Here is a 16,625-nt window from a genome sequence, read left to right on the forward strand (position 1 = left end):
TCGTCAATCCCAATGTATTTAATCTTCGATACAGAAACCACAGGTCTTCCCAAACGCTACAATGCGCCCGTAAGCGATAGCGACAATTGGCCACGATGTATCCAGATTGCGTGGCAATTGCACGATGCTATGGGGAATTTGATAGAGCATCAGGATTATTTGGTAAAGCCAGATGGTTTCAACATCCCTTTTGATGCTGAAAAAATCCACGGAATTTCTACCGAATTGGCCACGGCCGAAGGAATTTCCTTGGAAGAAGTCGCTGAAAAATTTCAGGACGCACTTTCAAAAACCAAGTTCATCGTCGGCCAAAATGTAGATTTTGACGTAAACATTATGGGTGCTGAATTTTTCCGATTGGGAATTGAAAACCCATTGCCCAAATTACCCGTTTTGGACACTTGTACCGAAACCACCGCCCAGCTTTGCCAAATTCCCGGCGGGCGTGGCGGAAAGTTTAAATTGCCCACTCTTACTGAGCTTCACGAGTTTTTGTTTAACGAGCCTTTCGCCGAGGCACACAACGCTACGGCCGACGTTGAAGCAACTACTCGCTGCTTTTTGGAATTGGTGCGCCGCCAGATTTTTACGAAGGAAGAACTCGACGTGCAGCCAGATTATTTCGAAAACTTTTCCGAAGCAAATCCGCAGCCAATTGAATTGATTGGGCTGGAGCATATCAATCTCAAAAAAGCTTCGGACAGCATCCGAAAGCAAATGCAGGCCGCTTCGGATACCGAGCAAATTTCTTCCGAAGAAATAAAAGAGAACATCGCCACACTGGAAGATGCGCCGTTCGCGCACCTTCATAACCACTCGCAGTTTTCCATTCTGCAATCCACTTCCAGCACGATGGATTTGGTAAATGCCGCCGTTGAAAATAACATGCCCGCCGTCGCCCTCACCGATTCCGGCAATATGATGGGCGCTTTCCACTTTGTGCAGGCCGTTGCCAATTATAACAAATCGCTCGCCGATTTGCCGAAAAATGAAGAAGATGAAAATCCCCCACAACCCATAAAAGCAATTGTTGGCTGTGAATTTTTTGTCTGCGAGGACCATTTAAACAAAAATCATAAAGACAACGGCTACCAAATCGTGATGCTTGCCAAAAATAAAAACGGCTACCACAATTTGGCAAAAATGGCTTCCATCGCTTACACCGAGGGTTTTTATTACGTACCGCGAATCGATAAAAATATAGTTGAAAAATACAAAGAGGACATTATCGTTCTCACGGGAAGCCTATACGGCGAAGTGCCCGGAAAGATTTTGAACATTGGCGAAAACCAAGCTGAGGAAGCTTTATTATGGTGGAAGGAACAGTTCGGCGAGGATTTATATGTTGAGATTATGCGCCACAATCAAGAAGATGAAAGGCGTGTAAACGACGTGCTTATTGAAATGGCGCGGCGTAACAATGTAAAAATCGTAGCCTGCAACAACACCTATTATATAAAGAAGGAAGACGCCAACGCCCACGACATTTTGCTGTGCGTAAAGGACGGCGAAAAGCAGGCAACGCCCATTGGCCGTGGCCGCGGCTATCGCTACGGTTTGCCAAACCAGGAATATTATTTCAAATCGCAGGATGAAATGAAGGTCTTGTTCAAGGACCTTCCCGAAGCCATTTTGAATATAGACGAAGTGGTTTCAAAAATCCAGCCCTTCTCTTTGCACCGCGATGTTTTGCTGCCCAATTTCGGCATACCGCAGGAATTTTTGAACCCCGAGGATATCGATGGCGGCAAGCGTGGCGAAAACGCGTATCTACGCCATTTAACTTACGAAGGTGCCAAGAAACGCTACCCAGAATTATTGGAGGTTTCCTACGAAGCCTTGACCGATTTTGAAATTCCCGAAAATGCATCGCAGCGCGTAAAGGAAATTAAGCAACGCCTCGATTTTGAGTTGGAAGTAATTGCGAACACGGGCTATCCCGGCTACTTTTTGATTGTGCAGGATTTTATTGCGGAAGCCCGAAAAATGGGCGTTTCCGTTGGGCCGGGCCGTGGTTCGGCGGCGGGAAGCGCGGTGGCTTACTGTTTGGGAATTACGAATATTTGCCCGATTAAGTACGATCTTCTTTTTGAGCGTTTCCTAAATCCGGACCGTGTGAGTATGCCCGATATCGATATCGATTTTGACGATGAAGGCCGAAGCAAGGTTATGGATTACGTAATCAACAAATATGGCAGCAACCAAGTGGCGCAGATTATCACTTATGGTACCATGGCGGCAAAATCCTCCATTCGCGATACCGCGCGGGTTTTGGATTTGCCGTTGAATGAAGCCGATCGTATTTCAAAATTGATTCCGAATATGACCAAACTGAACAAAATTTTCGGTTTGAGCGATGCGGAATTGCGAAGCCGTTTCCGAAGCGATGAGCTGCCGAAGGTAAATGAACTTTTAAACCTTTCCGAAGGAAGTGATCTGGAAGCCCAAACCATAAACCAAGCGAAAATATTGGAAGGTTCTGTCCGCAATACGGGAATCCACGCCTGTGGTGTAATCATTACGCCCAGCGATATTACCGATTTCGTACCCGTTGCCACGGCAAAGGATTCCGATCTGTACGTGACCCAATTCGACAACTCGGTGGTGGAAAGTGCGGGCCTTTTGAAAATGGATTTCCTCGGTCTGAAAACCTTGACGCTTATAAAGGACACGGTAAAACTTGTAAAACACAAACACAACGTTGATCTGGATCCGGATACCTTTCCGCTCGACGATGAAAAAACCTACGAGCTTTTCCAAAGAGGGGATACGGTAGGGATTTTTCAGTATGAATCTGCCGGAATGCAGAAATATATGAAGGAGCTAAAACCCACGGTTTTTGCAGATTTGATTGCGATGAACGCGCTGTACCGTCCTGGGCCGATGGAATATATTCCAAGTTTCGTAAAAAGAAAACACGGTGAAGAAGAAATTGAATATGACCTTCCGGCGATGGAGGAATATTTAAAGGAAACCTACGGAATCACGGTCTATCAAGAGCAGGTGATGCTTTTGTCACAAAAATTGGCAGGTTTTACCAAAGGCGAAGCTGATGTTCTGCGAAAGGCGATGGGGAAAAAGCAAAAAGCGGTACTCGATAAAATGAAGCCGCAGTTTGTAGCCCAAGCCGCCGAAAAAGGCCACGACCCCGAAAAACTTGAAAAAATCTGGAAGGATTGGGAAGCCTTTGCAAGTTACGCTTTTAATAAATCGCACTCTACTTGCTACGCTTGGATTGCCTATCAAACGGCCTATCTAAAAGCCCATTATCCCGCGGAATATATGGCAGCGGTGCTTTCAAATAATATGAGCGACATAAAACAGGTAACCTTTTTTATGGACGAATGCAAGCGGATGGGATTGACCGTTTTGGGTCCCGATGTAAACGAATCCTTCCACAAATTTACGGTAAACGACCAAGGCGCCATCCGTTTTGGAATGGGCGCCGTAAAAGGCGTGGGCAGCAGTGCCGTGGCAACGATTGTTGAAAACAGAAAGGATGGAAAATACAAATCGGTTTTTGATTTGGCGAAGCGGATTGACCTGCGTTCCGCAAATAAAAAAGCCTTTGAAAACTTGGCCTTGGCTGGAGGTTTCGACAGTTTTGATACCCACCGCGCACAATACCTGCACGACGATGGCGATGGAGTGATGTTTATTGAAAAAGTACTTCGCTATGCAGCAAAATATCAGGAAACGCAGAATTCTTCACAGGTAAGTCTTTTTGGCGATGCCAGCGAAGTGCAAATCCCCGAACCCGAAGTTCCGCCCTGCGAGGAATGGGGCACCATGAAAAAGCTGAAGCAGGAAAAGGAAGTGGTGGGCGTTTATATTTCGGGCCATCCGCTGGACGATTTCAGAATAGAGATGGAAAGCTTTACAAATTGCAAGGTTTCGCATTTTAACCATTTGGAGGATTATCTCAATAAAGAACTGTGTTTCGGCGGCGTGGTGAGCGATGTGCAGCACAGGGAATCAAAGGCTGGAAAGGGCTGGGCCATTTTCACCGTCGAGGATTATGAGGACAGCTACGATTTCAAAATTTTTGGGGAAGAGTATCTAAAATGGCGCCATTTCTTGGTTCCGAATAGCTTTATTTATGGTCGCGTTTTTGTAAAGGAAGGTTGGACGAACCGTGATACTGGTAAAAAAGGCGAACCGCGGCTTCAATACAACAGCATCCAATTGCTTCACGATGTAATGGAAACCCACGGAAAAAAATTGACCATTACCATGCCTTTAAATGACTTAAGGGAAGGAAAGATTGATTCGCTCAAAAACCTTGTAAAAACCCACAAAGGTGAAAAGCAATTGTTTTTTGTAGTATATGAAAACGAAGAAAAGATACATCTCACTATGCCCAGTAGAAAACACAAAATAAACATATCAAAGGAATTGCTGGATGAACTGGACAGAGAGCAGTTGCATTATAAGTTGAATTAATAATAGAATTAACCAATACAATCATTTCCTAAACATATATTAACACTACGGCAAAAAGAATAAAATTTAACTATTTTTGACAATCATTAAAAACAAAGATTATGGCATTAGAAATAACAGACGCAACATTTGAAGAAACGGTTTTAAAGAGTGACAAACCGGTATTGGTTGACTTTTGGGCAGCCTGGTGCGGACCTTGCCGAATGGTAGGGCCCATCATTGAAGAAATAAGCAAAGAATACGAAGGCAAGGCCGTAGTAGGAAAAGTAGATGTGGATGCAAACCAAGATTTTGCCGCAAAATATGGCGTGCGAAATATTCCGACCGTTTTGGTGTTTCAAAATGGCGAAGTAGTGGGCCGTCAAGTAGGCGTTGCTCCAAAGAATGTTTATGCGGAAGCGATTGATTCACTTTTGTAAAATATTTCAAAAAAGAAAAATTAAACAATAAAAGGCTTGGCGTATTGCTGGGCCTTTTGTTATTTTAGTGCAAAGTCCAATCAAGAAAATACTATGGAAAAAACTAATAAAGTACAGGATAAAATTGACAGTAAATTACTGGAAGAACGCAAAGTTTTCCTCTGGGGAATGGTAGATGATAAGAGCGCACGCCATGTTGTGGACCGTTTAATGTATCTAGACGCGCTGAGCCACGACGAGATTAAATTTTACATAAATAGTCCCGGAGGATATGTAACTTCCGGGTTTTCTATTTACGATACCATGCGTGAAATTAAAAGTCCGGTTTCAACCATCTGTACCGGTCTGGCAGCTTCCATGGGAAGTATTTTGCTTTCCGCTGGCGAAAAAGGAAAAAGGTTTATCCAGCCGCACGCCCGTGTTATGATCCATCAGCCCAGTGGCGGTGCGAGGGGCGTAGCGAGCGATATAGAAATTACGGCGCAGGAAATTTTGAAGACAAAAGAAATTAGCGCACGTATTTTGGCCGAAAATTGCGGACAATCTTTCGAAAAAGTGATGAAGGATTTTAATCGCGATCATTGGATGAATGCCGAAGAATCTGTAGATTATGGAATTGTTGATGGTATTTTAAAATAGGGAGTATGAAAAAAATATTTTTGGCATTTGGAATTGCAACAACCATCTTTATTGGTTGCAAACACGTTGAAAACAAGGAGAATGTTTCCGATGAAACAATGGAAACGACGGACACCAATGTTGTAGATTCACACAATTCCGAAAACTCGCTGGATTGGGCGGGCGTGTATGAAGGAACAACGCCCTGCGCCGATTGTGAGGGAATTAAAACTGTATTGGAGTTGAGAGACGACAAAACCTACACCCTTTCCCAAACTTATTTAGGGAAGATGGAAGGCGAAAATGAATTTGTGCAGACTGGCAATTTTGTTTGGGACGAAAGTGGTTCCAAAGTACTTTTAAAATCCGAAAGCGACACCCTTCAGTATAAGGTAGGCGAAAACCAACTGTGGATGCTCGACAGTTCCGGCAATATTGTAGAAGGCGATTTAGCGGAATTTTATATTTTGAAAAAAACGCTTCAATAATAGGTTGGCCGTTGAATATAGAGAAAGAAATAAATGAGATAACAGGTTTTAAAAATCTGGAGCTGCTTGCAAAACAGGTGGTGGAGGGCTTTATTTCTGGACTTCATAAGAGTCCGTTCCATGGGTTTTCCGCAGAATTTGCCGAGCATAAAATTTACAACAACGGTGAAAGCACCAAACATATAGACTGGAAACTCTTTGCCAAGACCGATAAACTTTACACCAAACGCTACGAAGAGGAAACCAACCTGCGCTGCCATTTGATTGTGGACAACAGCAATTCCATGCATTATCCAAAGATGAAACAATTCAATATTAATTCTTTGAATAAAATTGGTTTTTCTGTCTTGGCTTCGGCAGCCATTATGAATTTGATGAAACGTCAGCGCGATGCCGTGGGATTGAGTATTTACAGTGATGATTATGAATTTTATGCCTCAGAAAAAGGAAGTGAGCGCCACCATCAAATGTTGCTTCAAAAGTTGAACGAAGCCTTGATTTCTTCCGAAGAGAAATCGCAGACCAAAACCTATGAGCACCTTCATTTAATTGCTGAAAAACTAAAGCGGCGTTCCTTGGTATTCCTTTTTACAGATATGTTTCAAAGTGATGCCGAAGCCGAAAAACTTTTTGAAGCGCTTCAGCATTTAAAATATAACAAGCACGAAGTAATCCTTTTTCACACTTTCGATAAAAAACGAGAGGTAAATTTTGATTTCAGCAACCGCCCAAAGCGTTTTGTTGATGTTGAAACCGGGGAACATGTAAACCTTTATGCCGACAATATTAAGGAGCAATATGAAGAGGCGGTCCAAAATTACTTCACCGAACTTCAATTGCGATGTGCACAATACCGTATTAAGTATGTGCACACCGATATAAATGAAAGTTTCAACAAAATATTGACTACCTATCTAGTGGAGCGTCAGAAGTTTGGATAAAATTTATTATTTTTTAAAAAAATAGTTTGCGGATATAAAATGGAGTAGTATATTTGCCACCGCTTAATACAGCAAGGGAGCAATCCCAAAAAGTATGGTAACAATTTTTCACTTTGCCCAACTGTTGTTGGGATCTTTCGCAAGAAAGGTTGAAAACTTGGTCTGGTAGTTCAGTTGGTTAGAATACCTGCCTGTCACGCAGGGGGTCGCGAGTTCGAGTCTCGTCCAGACCGCAACAAGATGTTGTGTTGAGTCACTTAAAGTGGCTTGTGGTTTAGAAATAGACCGATGAGAAGCTTATCCATATGGATGGGCTTTTTTTGTTTTTTGGTATATTTAATCCATCTTAATATTTATCCGACTCTTTATGAAAAATCTATACTTTATCGTTCTTACACTCATGACCTTTTGTTTTTCACAGGCTCAAATTGTAAATATACCAGATGCAAATTTTAAAAATACGTTGGTTAATTCTAATTGCGTAGATATTAACGGTGATGGAAATGGTGATATTGATGCTGACAGCAATAATGATGGAGAGATTCAACAAGCCGAAGCTGAGGCTGTAATCGGGTTGAATGTTTCTTATAAAGCAATACATTCCCTGGAGGGAATTCAGAGTTTTTCAAATCTTGAATATTTAAACTGTGAAGTCAACCAACTTACTGATCTAGATTTATCACAAAACACCAATCTTACGATTTTAGATTGTTATTTTAATAATATTACGAGTCTTTTAATACCCCAAAGTCCCAATCTTATTGAATTGGATTGTGGAAGTAATGAATTAAGCAGCCTCGACATATCCCATAATATTAATTTAGAAATTTTATGGTTTTCTTACAATCAAATTACGAGTATAGATTTAACCCAAAATCCTAATCTAAAAGTTTTATCCTGTGTCTCCAATCAATTAACAAGTTTAGATGTTTCTGAAAATCCTTTTTTGGAGTTTTTATATTGTGAATCAAACCAATTGACAAATTTGGAATTATTAAATCCAAATCTAGAAATATTATCTGCCTTAAATAATCAATTAACAAGTTTAGATATATCTCAAAGTCCAAACCTTACTGAACTTAGATTAATTTATAACAACCTTACTAGTTTAGATGTTTCGCAAAATCATAATTTAGGACTTTTGGATTGTAGAGCTAATCAAATAACAAACTTAGATGTAAGCAACCTTTCAAATTTAACTGCATTATTCTGTTCAGAAAATTTATTGACAAACTTGAATATTAGAAATGGTAATAATCAAATTATGACGGAAATGATTGCAATTAACAATCCCAATTTATTTTGTGTGAATGTGGACGATGTACAATATGCAAATGCACAAATTTGTGATATTAATCCTCCATTTTATGATGGATGGTGTATAGATTCTTGGGCAAATTACAGTGAAAATTGTATACTCGGCACGAATAATTATACATACGATTCGATTTCTTTTTACCCAAATCCAGTTGAAAATGGAATATTACATTTGGAATACAATTCCGAATTAAAAGTTGAAACACTTCAGATATACAACACATTGGGTGAATTAGTAATTACCAAACATAACAATTATCAGACAATAGATATTTCTATGTTAAAGAGTGGTATTTACTTTTTAAAATTCAAGACAAAAGAAAAATTGGTAATAAAAAAGATTATAAAGAATTAATTCTTTGCATTTACAATAACCGATGAGAAGCTTTTCCGAATGGAGAGGCTTTTTTGTTTTTGGGTTTTTATAAAATCAAAAAACCTGAATAAATAGGCCCTAGTAGGAGCATAACCGTAACCCTGAACAATACATCCTAAGTAGCCTGCCTGAGCGGAGCTGAAGAGCCTTAACAAACAACTTGGTTTTTATGGTTAAACGAGTCTCACTGCGCTCACCCTCACCTGCTACTATTACGCCTTACACCTCTCCCTTTCCAAATAAAATTAATTAATTAAATGGAATATTTCCATATTATAGGAAATATTCCATAATTTTGTATTGATGAACAAATCAATCCTACATCTCGATCTCGACACCTTCTTCGTTTCCGTAGAGCGCTTGCTTAATAGCGAGTTGCTTAAAAAACCTGTATTGGTAGGTGGCACGGGCAATCGTGGGGTAGTGGCAGCTTGTAGTTACGAAACCAGGAGATATGGTATCCGCTCTGGCATTTCAATGAAAATGGCAAGGCAATTATGCCCACAGGCAATAGTCATAAGGGGGAATGCGGGAACTTATATGAAATATTCAAGTCTTATTACTGACATCATCCGCGATTCCGTTCCCCTTTTTGAAAAAACCAGTGTAGATGAGTTTTATGTGGACCTTACGGGGATGGACAGGTTTTTTGGCAATTATAAATTTGCAACCGAACTTCGCAAAAGGATTATAAATGAATCAGGTCTACCCATATCTTTTGGGCTTTCCCAAAATAAGATTGTCAGTAAGGTTGCAACCGGAGAGGCAAAACCCAATAATCAATTGAAAATTGACCAAGGTTTTGAAAAATCCTTTTTGGCACCCCTTCCCATCCGCAAAATCCCAATGATTGGAAAGGCAACAGCCCAAACTTTAATACATCTTGGCATTGATAAGGTCAAATTAATACAGGATATGCCAGTGGAAATGCTTACATCCGTAATGGGTAAAAACGGACAGACCATCTGGAACCGTGCAAATGGAATCGACAATACTCCCGTTATTCCCTATTCCGAGCGCAAATCAATTTCCAATGAGCGTACATTCCATTTAGATACCATAGATGTCCAAAAATTGCGAGACACCCTTACTGCTATGGCAGACACCCTTTGTTATCAACTTAGGTTGGGCAAAAAAATGACGGGCTGTGTTTCCGTCAAAATTAGGTATTCAGATTTTCAGACCTATAACAAGCAAGTCCGTATTCCATATACAAGCGCAGACCATATCCTTGTTCCCGCCGTAATGGAGCTTTTCAATAAGTTGTATGATCGCAGGGTATTGGTACGCTTGATTGGAGTAAAATTTTCCCATTTGGTCGGTGGGCATTATCAAATAAACCTCTTTGATGACAATGAGAAAACCCTCAACCTATACAAATCGCTGGACCATATCCGCAATCGTTTTGGTGCAGCTAGTGTCTTAAAGGCCTCAACGCTTGATGTCCGCACTGTTATTTCCGGACGTAATCCATTCGATGGGGAACCCCCGGTTTTACTCGCACATAGAAATCAATAATGTATATCAATTGCCATTCATATTATTCCCTCCGCTATGGGGTACTTTCCGTACCGCAATTATTGGAATTGGCACTTAAAAATAACCTCACAGCTTTTGCACTTACCGATATTAATAATACCTCGGCCTGTCTTGAATTTATTAGGGAAGCTACCAAAAAAAATATAAAACCAATTGTGGGCGCAGATATTCGCAATGGCAGCAATAGATGTTATGTATGTTTGGCAAAGAACAATAAGGGCTATCTGGAAATTAATCAATTCCTTACCCAACACCTACACCCACAAAAGGACTTTCCAGAAATACCGCCCCAATTTTCAAATGTCATAACAATTTTTCCCTTTGAAAAGGTACTTGAATTTGAAATGGAATCTTTTGCAGAAGATTGGCACATCGGTATTTCCGTAGCAGACCTCAACAAATTAAAGTTCTCCCATTTAAAGTCCCATACTTCAAAATTGGTGCTCTTGCAACCAGTAACCTTTTCCAGTCAGTCACACCTAAATATACACCGCCTCCTTCGTTGCATAGACCTCAATATAGTACTCAGTAAATTGCCCGAATTGGAACAGGGAAGCCAAAAGGATAGAATGTATTCGCAAAGCGAAATAAGGGAGCGTTTTGAAGGTTTTGAGCATATAATTTCAAACACCCAATCCCTATTGGATGATTGTAAAATTTCTTTTGCGTTTGATGATGTGCGGATTAACCAAAACCAAGCTACTTACTTTTCCAATAAGGAAGAGGATTATAAATATTTGGAAAAGTTGGTTTATGAAAGAATAAGCAAAAGATATAGAATCGTTGACCAAATTATTAAAACCCGCATTGAAAAAGAACTACAGGCAATTCGGCAAATGGATTTTGTCTCCTACTTTCTTATAAATTATGATATTATCCAGTATGCAATTAAAAATGAATACCCATATATTGGTAGGGGTAGTGGGGCAAATAGCGTGGTGGCTTATATTCTGGGCATTACCAATGTAGACCCTATTGAACTTGACTTATATTTTGAACGTTTTATAAACCTCTATCGCTCCTCTCCACCTGATTTTGATATTGATTTCTCTTGGAAGGATAGGGATGATGTTACACACTACATTTTTACAAGATTTCCCAACACCGCATTAATGGGTACTTATGTAACTTTTAAATATCGTGCAGTGGTCCGTGAGCTTGCCAAGGTTTTCGGCCTTCCAAAATCCGAGATAGATGATTTTTTAAAAGGGAATGTGCAAAACAAAAAAAACGACCATTATTTCAAATTGGTAATGAAGTATGGTAAACTTATTCACGGGTTTCCCAATTACCTAAGTGTGCATTCTGGAGGTATTGTAATACTTAAAAATCCAATACAATCATATTGCGCCACCTTTATGCCTCCCAAAGGTTTTCAAACCCTCCAAATCGATATGCACATTGCCGAATCCGTGGGCATCTTTAAGTTTGATATCCTTGCACAACGCGGACTTTCAAAAATCAAGGACGCCATTGAGCTCATTAAGGAAAACCAACCCCAAGCCCATCTAAAGGATATTGATGATACCGAGCCTTTTAAAAATGACCCCGCCATAAATAATTTATTAAAAGTGGGGGATTGCATGGGTGTTTTCTATGTGGAATCCCCTGCAATGAGAACATTGATGACCCGATTACAAACGCAGGATTATCTTGGGCTAGTGGCTGCAAGTTCCATAATTCGTCCCGGCGTTACCAATGGCGGTATGAAAAACGCTTACATAGAGCGTCATCGTTTCCCCGAAAAACGAAAGGATTCTCACCCCGTACTTATGGAAATAATGCCTGAAACCTATGGGGTTATGGTATATCAGGAAGATGTTTTAAAGGCAGCCCATCATTTTGCGGGTCTTACCCTTTCAGAGGCTGATGTGCTCAGAAGAGGTATGAGCGGTAAAGGCCGTTCCAAGGAACAGTTTGATGCCCTCGAAAAAAAATTCCATTCCAATTGTACCCAAAAAGGGTACACTCCTAAGGTAATTGCTGAGGTATGGGAACAGATTAAGGCATTCGCAGGCTATGCTTTTGCCAAAGGGCATTCCGCATCCTATGCGGTGGAAAGCTACCAAAGCCTCTATCTCAAAAAATACTTCCCCCTGGAGTTTATGACAGCGGTTTTAAATAACGGCGGTGGCTTTTATAACCTGGACACCTATATCAATGAAATTTTTAGATGTGGGGGAACGGTTGTAAATCCCTGCATAAACAATAGCGACCACGCTAATTGCATAAAAGGCAAAACGGTGTACTTAGGTTTTGGAATGATAAAGGATTTAGAGCACCGTAGCATACAGAAAATTTTAAATGAAAGACAACTCTATGGAAAGTTTAAAAATTTTAATGACTTTTTAGATCGTTGCAAACTAGGTTTGGAACAGATTTTACTGCTTATTCGCCTCAATGTCTTTAGAACTTTTGAACCCAATAAACACAACTTAATGTGGTATGCCCATATAAACGGAAATAAACAAAAAAACCCCAATCCCCATCCGCAACTTTTTAAACCTAAAAGAACCAATTATACTTTGCCGGCATTAAAAGGGAATAACCTTATTGATGCTTATGATAATCTGGAACTATTGGGCTTTACCCTCCAAGATGATTTCCAGCTTATTAAACCCGGAAATTATCCTAAATACGTGGCAGCCGATTTAAAATCATTTGTAAACAAGGAATTTACCATAATTGGAAAACTGGTTACTTCAAAAAGTACACAAACCTCAAAAGGCGATTTTATGGCGTTCTCAACCTTTCTGGATAAAAATGGGGAATGTTTTGATTCGGTACAATTTCCAAAGATTAAGGAACAATACCCTATTTCTGGAATAGGTATTTACTGGATTAAAGGCACCGTTGCTGAAGATTTGGGTTATTATTCCATTATAACATCACAATTAATAAAAATTCCACCTATCCCAGATCCCAGGTTTTCAGATAGTAACAAAAATCAAAAAGTAATTTAGCCTTTGTAATAAATCAATATCTCAGCCTCCCAACCTCTATATCAAAGCCAACAGTCTAATTTCACTTTGCTTTGCTCTTTGAAATTCATTCGGTCACCGAGATGATATGCGGTGCTTTGGCTTATTGTATACTGGATTATTTAACTTTTGTACGGTTTAAACATACTATAAAGTTACTATATATATACTTTATATATACTATAAATATACTTTATAGTGTTCTTATTTAGTAATTTTGATTATCTTAGTGATTGACAATCAGGTATTATGGCAAAGCAAACAGGAAGTATTAAGCTAAAGGGAACTATTGGGGATATCAATTATTACAAATCCAAAAATGGAGGACATTTGGCGCGCGCAGCTGGGGGTGGGTTTCAGAAAGGAGCCATGCACAAGGAAAGTATGGTACGCACTATGGAAAATGCTACGGAGTTTGGCCGTTGTAGTACTACAAAGCGGGTTTTTAAAAATGCACTTGCTCCTTTTTTATGCGTTCGCAAGGATGGAGAACTTCATGGACGGATGGTTCAATTGTTTACCAAGTTGAAGGATTTGGATGCTGTGAATAAGCGAGGTGAAAGGAGGGTGGGGCGTGGATTAGACACATCTAAGGGTAAGCAGTTACTAAGGGATTTTGCTTTTACCCCTTCTTGTATTATTACAGAAGTATTGGCTTGTTCCTTAAACTATGATTTTGATACCCGAACACTTAGGGTTACAAATTTTGATATAAAGAATGTTGGTTTTCCTGCTGGAGCGACACATATGGCACTTACTGTAGGGCGTCTGCACTTTGATTTTGATACTTTGGAGTTCAGTTTAAAAAATAGCACACCGCTTTATATGGATAAGCACTACAGTGCAACTTCCTTTGATATGAATACTGGCCTACCTGAGGTGGGCGGGCTTGCTTTGGCGGTTTTGGGGTTGAAGTTTTACCAGAAGGTGGAGAATACTTATTATTTATTTAAGAGTGCGAATGCTCTTGGGGTGGAGGTTTTGGGGGTTGGGGGTTGATGGTTTGTGGTTTGTAGAGTCCTAAATAGGATTGACTGTTTTTAGGAGTTGGTTAATCTATTTATTGTAAAGTTACTAATTCTTTTTTCATTTTTATTTCCTTTTCAAATTGTACGGGAGTTTTATGGTTGATTGAACTATGGGGTTTTTGCTTTTCAAATTACTTTTGAAGATGGAAAAAAAGAAAGTTTCAAAGTTCTTAAGAAATAACATTCCCATAATACTATGGCAAAAATAGAGGACACCCAGAGTGGTACTTTACTCTGTCTTCAAACCTACAGATATAGTATTTCGTAATTTGTCTTTCCTTTTATCGAGAAAAGTTCTTTTGCCCAATAACTATCTAAGAATTTTAATATATTCGTTCTTCTCCCCAGAAAATTTGTCGCCAATGCGGATTCCCGTAATGGGATGCGTTTTGATTGTTTTATATTTAAAGCAAACAACTTTAATTAACAAAATTATTAACCAATATTCCTACTATAGAGGTGAGTGAAATGACTGAGTCAGTTGACAACATAGAACTTGATAAAGATAATGTTGAATTCAACCACGCTGCTGAATTTGTCCGACATACAAATAAGTTAGTTTATTTAACGGGTAAAGCAGGAACAGGGAAAACTACTTTCCTTAAATACATAAAAGACACTACAAATAAGAATACCGTTATCCTTGCTCCAACAGGAGTTGCCGCAATTAATGCAGGAGGTGTTACTATTCACTCTTTTTTTCAAATACCCTTTGGGCCTTTTGTTCCTGACGATTCAAGATTACGAACAACCACAACAAGTACAGAAAATCCCGAAACTATTTTTACAACTTTTAAATACCGTGATGACAAACGAGAAATAATAGAGAATTTGGATTTGCTTATCATTGACGAAATTTCAATGGTAAGAGCGGATATGTTGGATGTTATTGATAGAATATTAAAAGTTTTTCGTAAAAACCCCTTTTTACCATTTGGAGGTGTTCAGGTAATATTAATCGGGGATACTTTTCAATTACCGCCAATTGCTGATAATGAACAATGGTCTATTCTATCACAGTTTTACAAGACCCCTTTTTTCTTTAGTTCTAAAATTATAGAACAAAACACACCCTTATACATTGAGTTAAAGAAAATTTATAGGCAAAACGAACAAGAATTCATTGACTTATTGAACAGGGTGAGAGTTAATCAAGTATCTGCAAACGATTTTAGTGTACTCAATGCTAAATATGATCCTACTTTTTCGGGAAATGGAAGGGATTATATCATTCTCGCAACACATAACAATATTGTTAATGAAACGAATCTCACAAAATTAAATCAACTTGAATCTGAATTATTCGTGTATAAAGCCAATATAACTGGAACTTTCCCAGAGAAGCATAAACCAACAGATCACTTTTTAAAATTAAAGGTTGGTGCGCAAATAATGTTTATAAAAAATGATATTGGGCAACACAAAAGATATTACAACGGGAAAATTGGAAAGATAAAAGAACTTGAGAAAGCTTCTATTACCGTAGTATTTGATAATGAAGTAGAAGTAGAAGTTGAAAGAACTGTTTGGGATAATATTCAATATTCATATAACAGAGAGCAGAAAAAAATTGAAGAAAAAATAGTGGGGACATTTGAGCAGTTTCCAATTCGGTTGGCTTGGGCAATTACTGTCCACAAAAGTCAAGGACTGACATTTGAAAAAGTGATTGCAGATTTAGGACGAGCATTTGCACCTGGACAGGTTTATGTAGCTTTAAGCCGTTGTACTTCATTTAGCGGCTTGATGCTTAAAACCCAACTTAATACTTATGCTATAAAAACTGATCCAAGAGTTATTGAATTTGCCCAGAATGAAACACCTGGAACCTTAATAATTGAACAACTTAATACAGGTAGAGCCGATTTCTTCTATAAAAAGGCAAGAGAAGATTTTGGAAAAGGTAAAATCAAATTGGCATTTGAATTTTTTAAGAGAGCTTTAAAATTTCGTAATGATATAGACACAGATATTTTTGAAAAATTCATAGTAGTACACGGACAACGACTTTTGAACTTCAAACAAAAGAATTTTTCACTTATCCAGAAAATTGATTTAATCAATAATGAGTTTTCAGAAACAAAGGAAAATGTAAAGTTACAAGATCAAGAACTATCGGAAAAACATATCAAAATTTCAGAACAAAATTCTTCAATTGAACTGCTATTGAATAAAACAATAGAATTTGAAAATGAAACAGAGCGATTTAAAAAGGAAGTAAAACGTTTAGAAAAAGAAGTAAAAGACTCACAATCGCAGTTGAAAAGTCTTGAGGCCAAGTTGAAGAAAACTGAATTAGAGTTAGATGCAAAGTGTAAAGAAAATCAAGCCAAGTTAATAGAGATAGAACGATTAAAAAACTTGAAATGGTATAACAAAATAGTTGGAAAAAAATAAGACTATTTCTTATATGTTTTTCCTTCCCGGTGTTAATAATTTAAATTTGAAATAAAACATTTATAATAATCCAGCATA

10 protein-coding genes and 1 tRNA gene are annotated in these 16,625 nt (G+C 38.7%); all 11 read left to right on the forward strand.

What is annotated here, in order from left to right; genetic code table 11:
- Nucleotides 1–12: 12 nt before the first annotated feature.
- The 11 genes from dnaE (at nt 13) to AC58DT_RS11555 (ending at nt 16,547) form a co-directional block, all read left to right on the forward strand.
- On the forward strand, nt 13–4,443 hold the full coding sequence (gene dnaE, locus AC58DT_RS11505; RefSeq protein ID WP_497216967.1) for a DNA polymerase III subunit alpha: 4,431 nt from the start codon (nt 13–15) through the stop codon (nt 4,441–4,443).
- 101 nt (nt 4,444–4,544) lie between these two features.
- Nucleotides 4,545–4,862, forward strand: a complete 318-nt coding sequence (gene trxA / locus AC58DT_RS11510) for a thioredoxin (RefSeq protein WP_062622016.1) — start codon at nt 4,545–4,547, stop codon at nt 4,860–4,862.
- Between the two features lie 93 nt (nt 4,863–4,955).
- Nucleotides 4,956–5,501, forward strand: a complete 546-nt coding sequence (locus tag AC58DT_RS11515) for a ClpP family protease (protein WP_062622015.1) — start codon at nt 4,956–4,958, stop codon at nt 5,499–5,501.
- Between the two features lie 5 nt (nt 5,502–5,506).
- A complete protein-coding gene (locus tag AC58DT_RS11520) occupies nt 5,507–5,968 on the forward strand; it encodes a copper resistance protein NlpE (protein WP_497216968.1) in 462 nt (153 codons plus the stop codon).
- 11 nt (nt 5,969–5,979) lie between these two features.
- A complete protein-coding gene (locus AC58DT_RS11525) occupies nt 5,980–6,909 on the forward strand; it encodes a DUF58 domain-containing protein (RefSeq protein ID WP_497216969.1) in 930 nt (309 codons plus the stop codon).
- A gap of 159 nt (nt 6,910–7,068) precedes the next feature.
- Nucleotides 7,069–7,142 (forward strand) — tRNA-Asp (locus AC58DT_RS11530).
- A 134-nt stretch (nt 7,143–7,276) separates the two neighbouring features.
- Complete coding sequence (locus AC58DT_RS11535) at nt 7,277–8,581, forward strand: leucine-rich repeat domain-containing protein (protein WP_497216970.1); 1,305 nt, start codon at nt 7,277–7,279, stop codon at nt 8,579–8,581.
- A 324-nt stretch (nt 8,582–8,905) separates the two neighbouring features.
- Nucleotides 8,906–10,120, forward strand: coding sequence for a DNA polymerase IV (dinB, locus tag AC58DT_RS11540; protein ID WP_045081302.1), 1,215 nt, complete (start codon nt 8,906–8,908; stop codon nt 10,118–10,120).
- Entirely contained in the window at nt 10,120–13,104 is a 2,985-nt protein-coding gene (locus AC58DT_RS11545; protein ID WP_497216971.1) for a DNA polymerase III subunit alpha, read from the forward strand. The genes dinB and AC58DT_RS11545 overlap by 1 nt, the downstream gene beginning before the upstream one ends.
- 267 nt (nt 13,105–13,371) lie before the next feature.
- Nucleotides 13,372–14,121, forward strand: a complete 750-nt coding sequence (locus AC58DT_RS11550; protein ID WP_497216972.1) for a hypothetical protein — start codon at nt 13,372–13,374, stop codon at nt 14,119–14,121.
- Nucleotides 14,122–14,618: 497 nt separating this feature from the next.
- The gene (locus AC58DT_RS11555) at nt 14,619–16,547 is read left to right on the forward strand and encodes an ATP-dependent DNA helicase (protein ID WP_497216973.1); all 1,929 of its coding nucleotides are present in this window, start codon (nt 14,619–14,621) and stop codon (nt 16,545–16,547) included.
- The last annotated feature ends 78 nt before the right edge of the window (nt 16,548–16,625 follow it).

It is taken from the genome of Aequorivita sp. CRS11 (genome assembly GCF_059693805.1).

Excerpts from the sequence above, each read along its gene's own strand:
- dnaE (WP_497216967.1), top strand. The coding sequence starts at position 13 with ATGTATTTAATCTTCGATACAGAAACCACAGGTCTTCCCAAACGCTAC.
- trxA (WP_062622016.1), top strand. The coding sequence starts at position 4,545 with ATGGCATTAGAAATAACAGACGCAACATTTGAAGAAACGGTTTTAAAG.
- AC58DT_RS11515 (WP_062622015.1), top strand. The coding sequence starts at position 4,956 with ATGGAAAAAACTAATAAAGTACAGGATAAAATTGACAGTAAATTACTG.
- AC58DT_RS11520 (WP_497216968.1), top strand. The coding sequence starts at position 5,507 with ATGAAAAAAATATTTTTGGCATTTGGAATTGCAACAACCATCTTTATT.
- AC58DT_RS11535 (WP_497216970.1), top strand. The coding sequence starts at position 7,277 with ATGAAAAATCTATACTTTATCGTTCTTACACTCATGACCTTTTGTTTT.
- dinB (WP_045081302.1), top strand. The coding sequence starts at position 8,906 with ATGAACAAATCAATCCTACATCTCGATCTCGACACCTTCTTCGTTTCC.
- AC58DT_RS11545 (WP_497216971.1), top strand. The coding sequence starts at position 10,120 with ATGTATATCAATTGCCATTCATATTATTCCCTCCGCTATGGGGTACTT.
- AC58DT_RS11550 (WP_497216972.1), top strand. The coding sequence starts at position 13,372 with ATGGCAAAGCAAACAGGAAGTATTAAGCTAAAGGGAACTATTGGGGAT.
- AC58DT_RS11555 (WP_497216973.1), top strand. The coding sequence starts at position 14,619 with ATGACTGAGTCAGTTGACAACATAGAACTTGATAAAGATAATGTTGAA.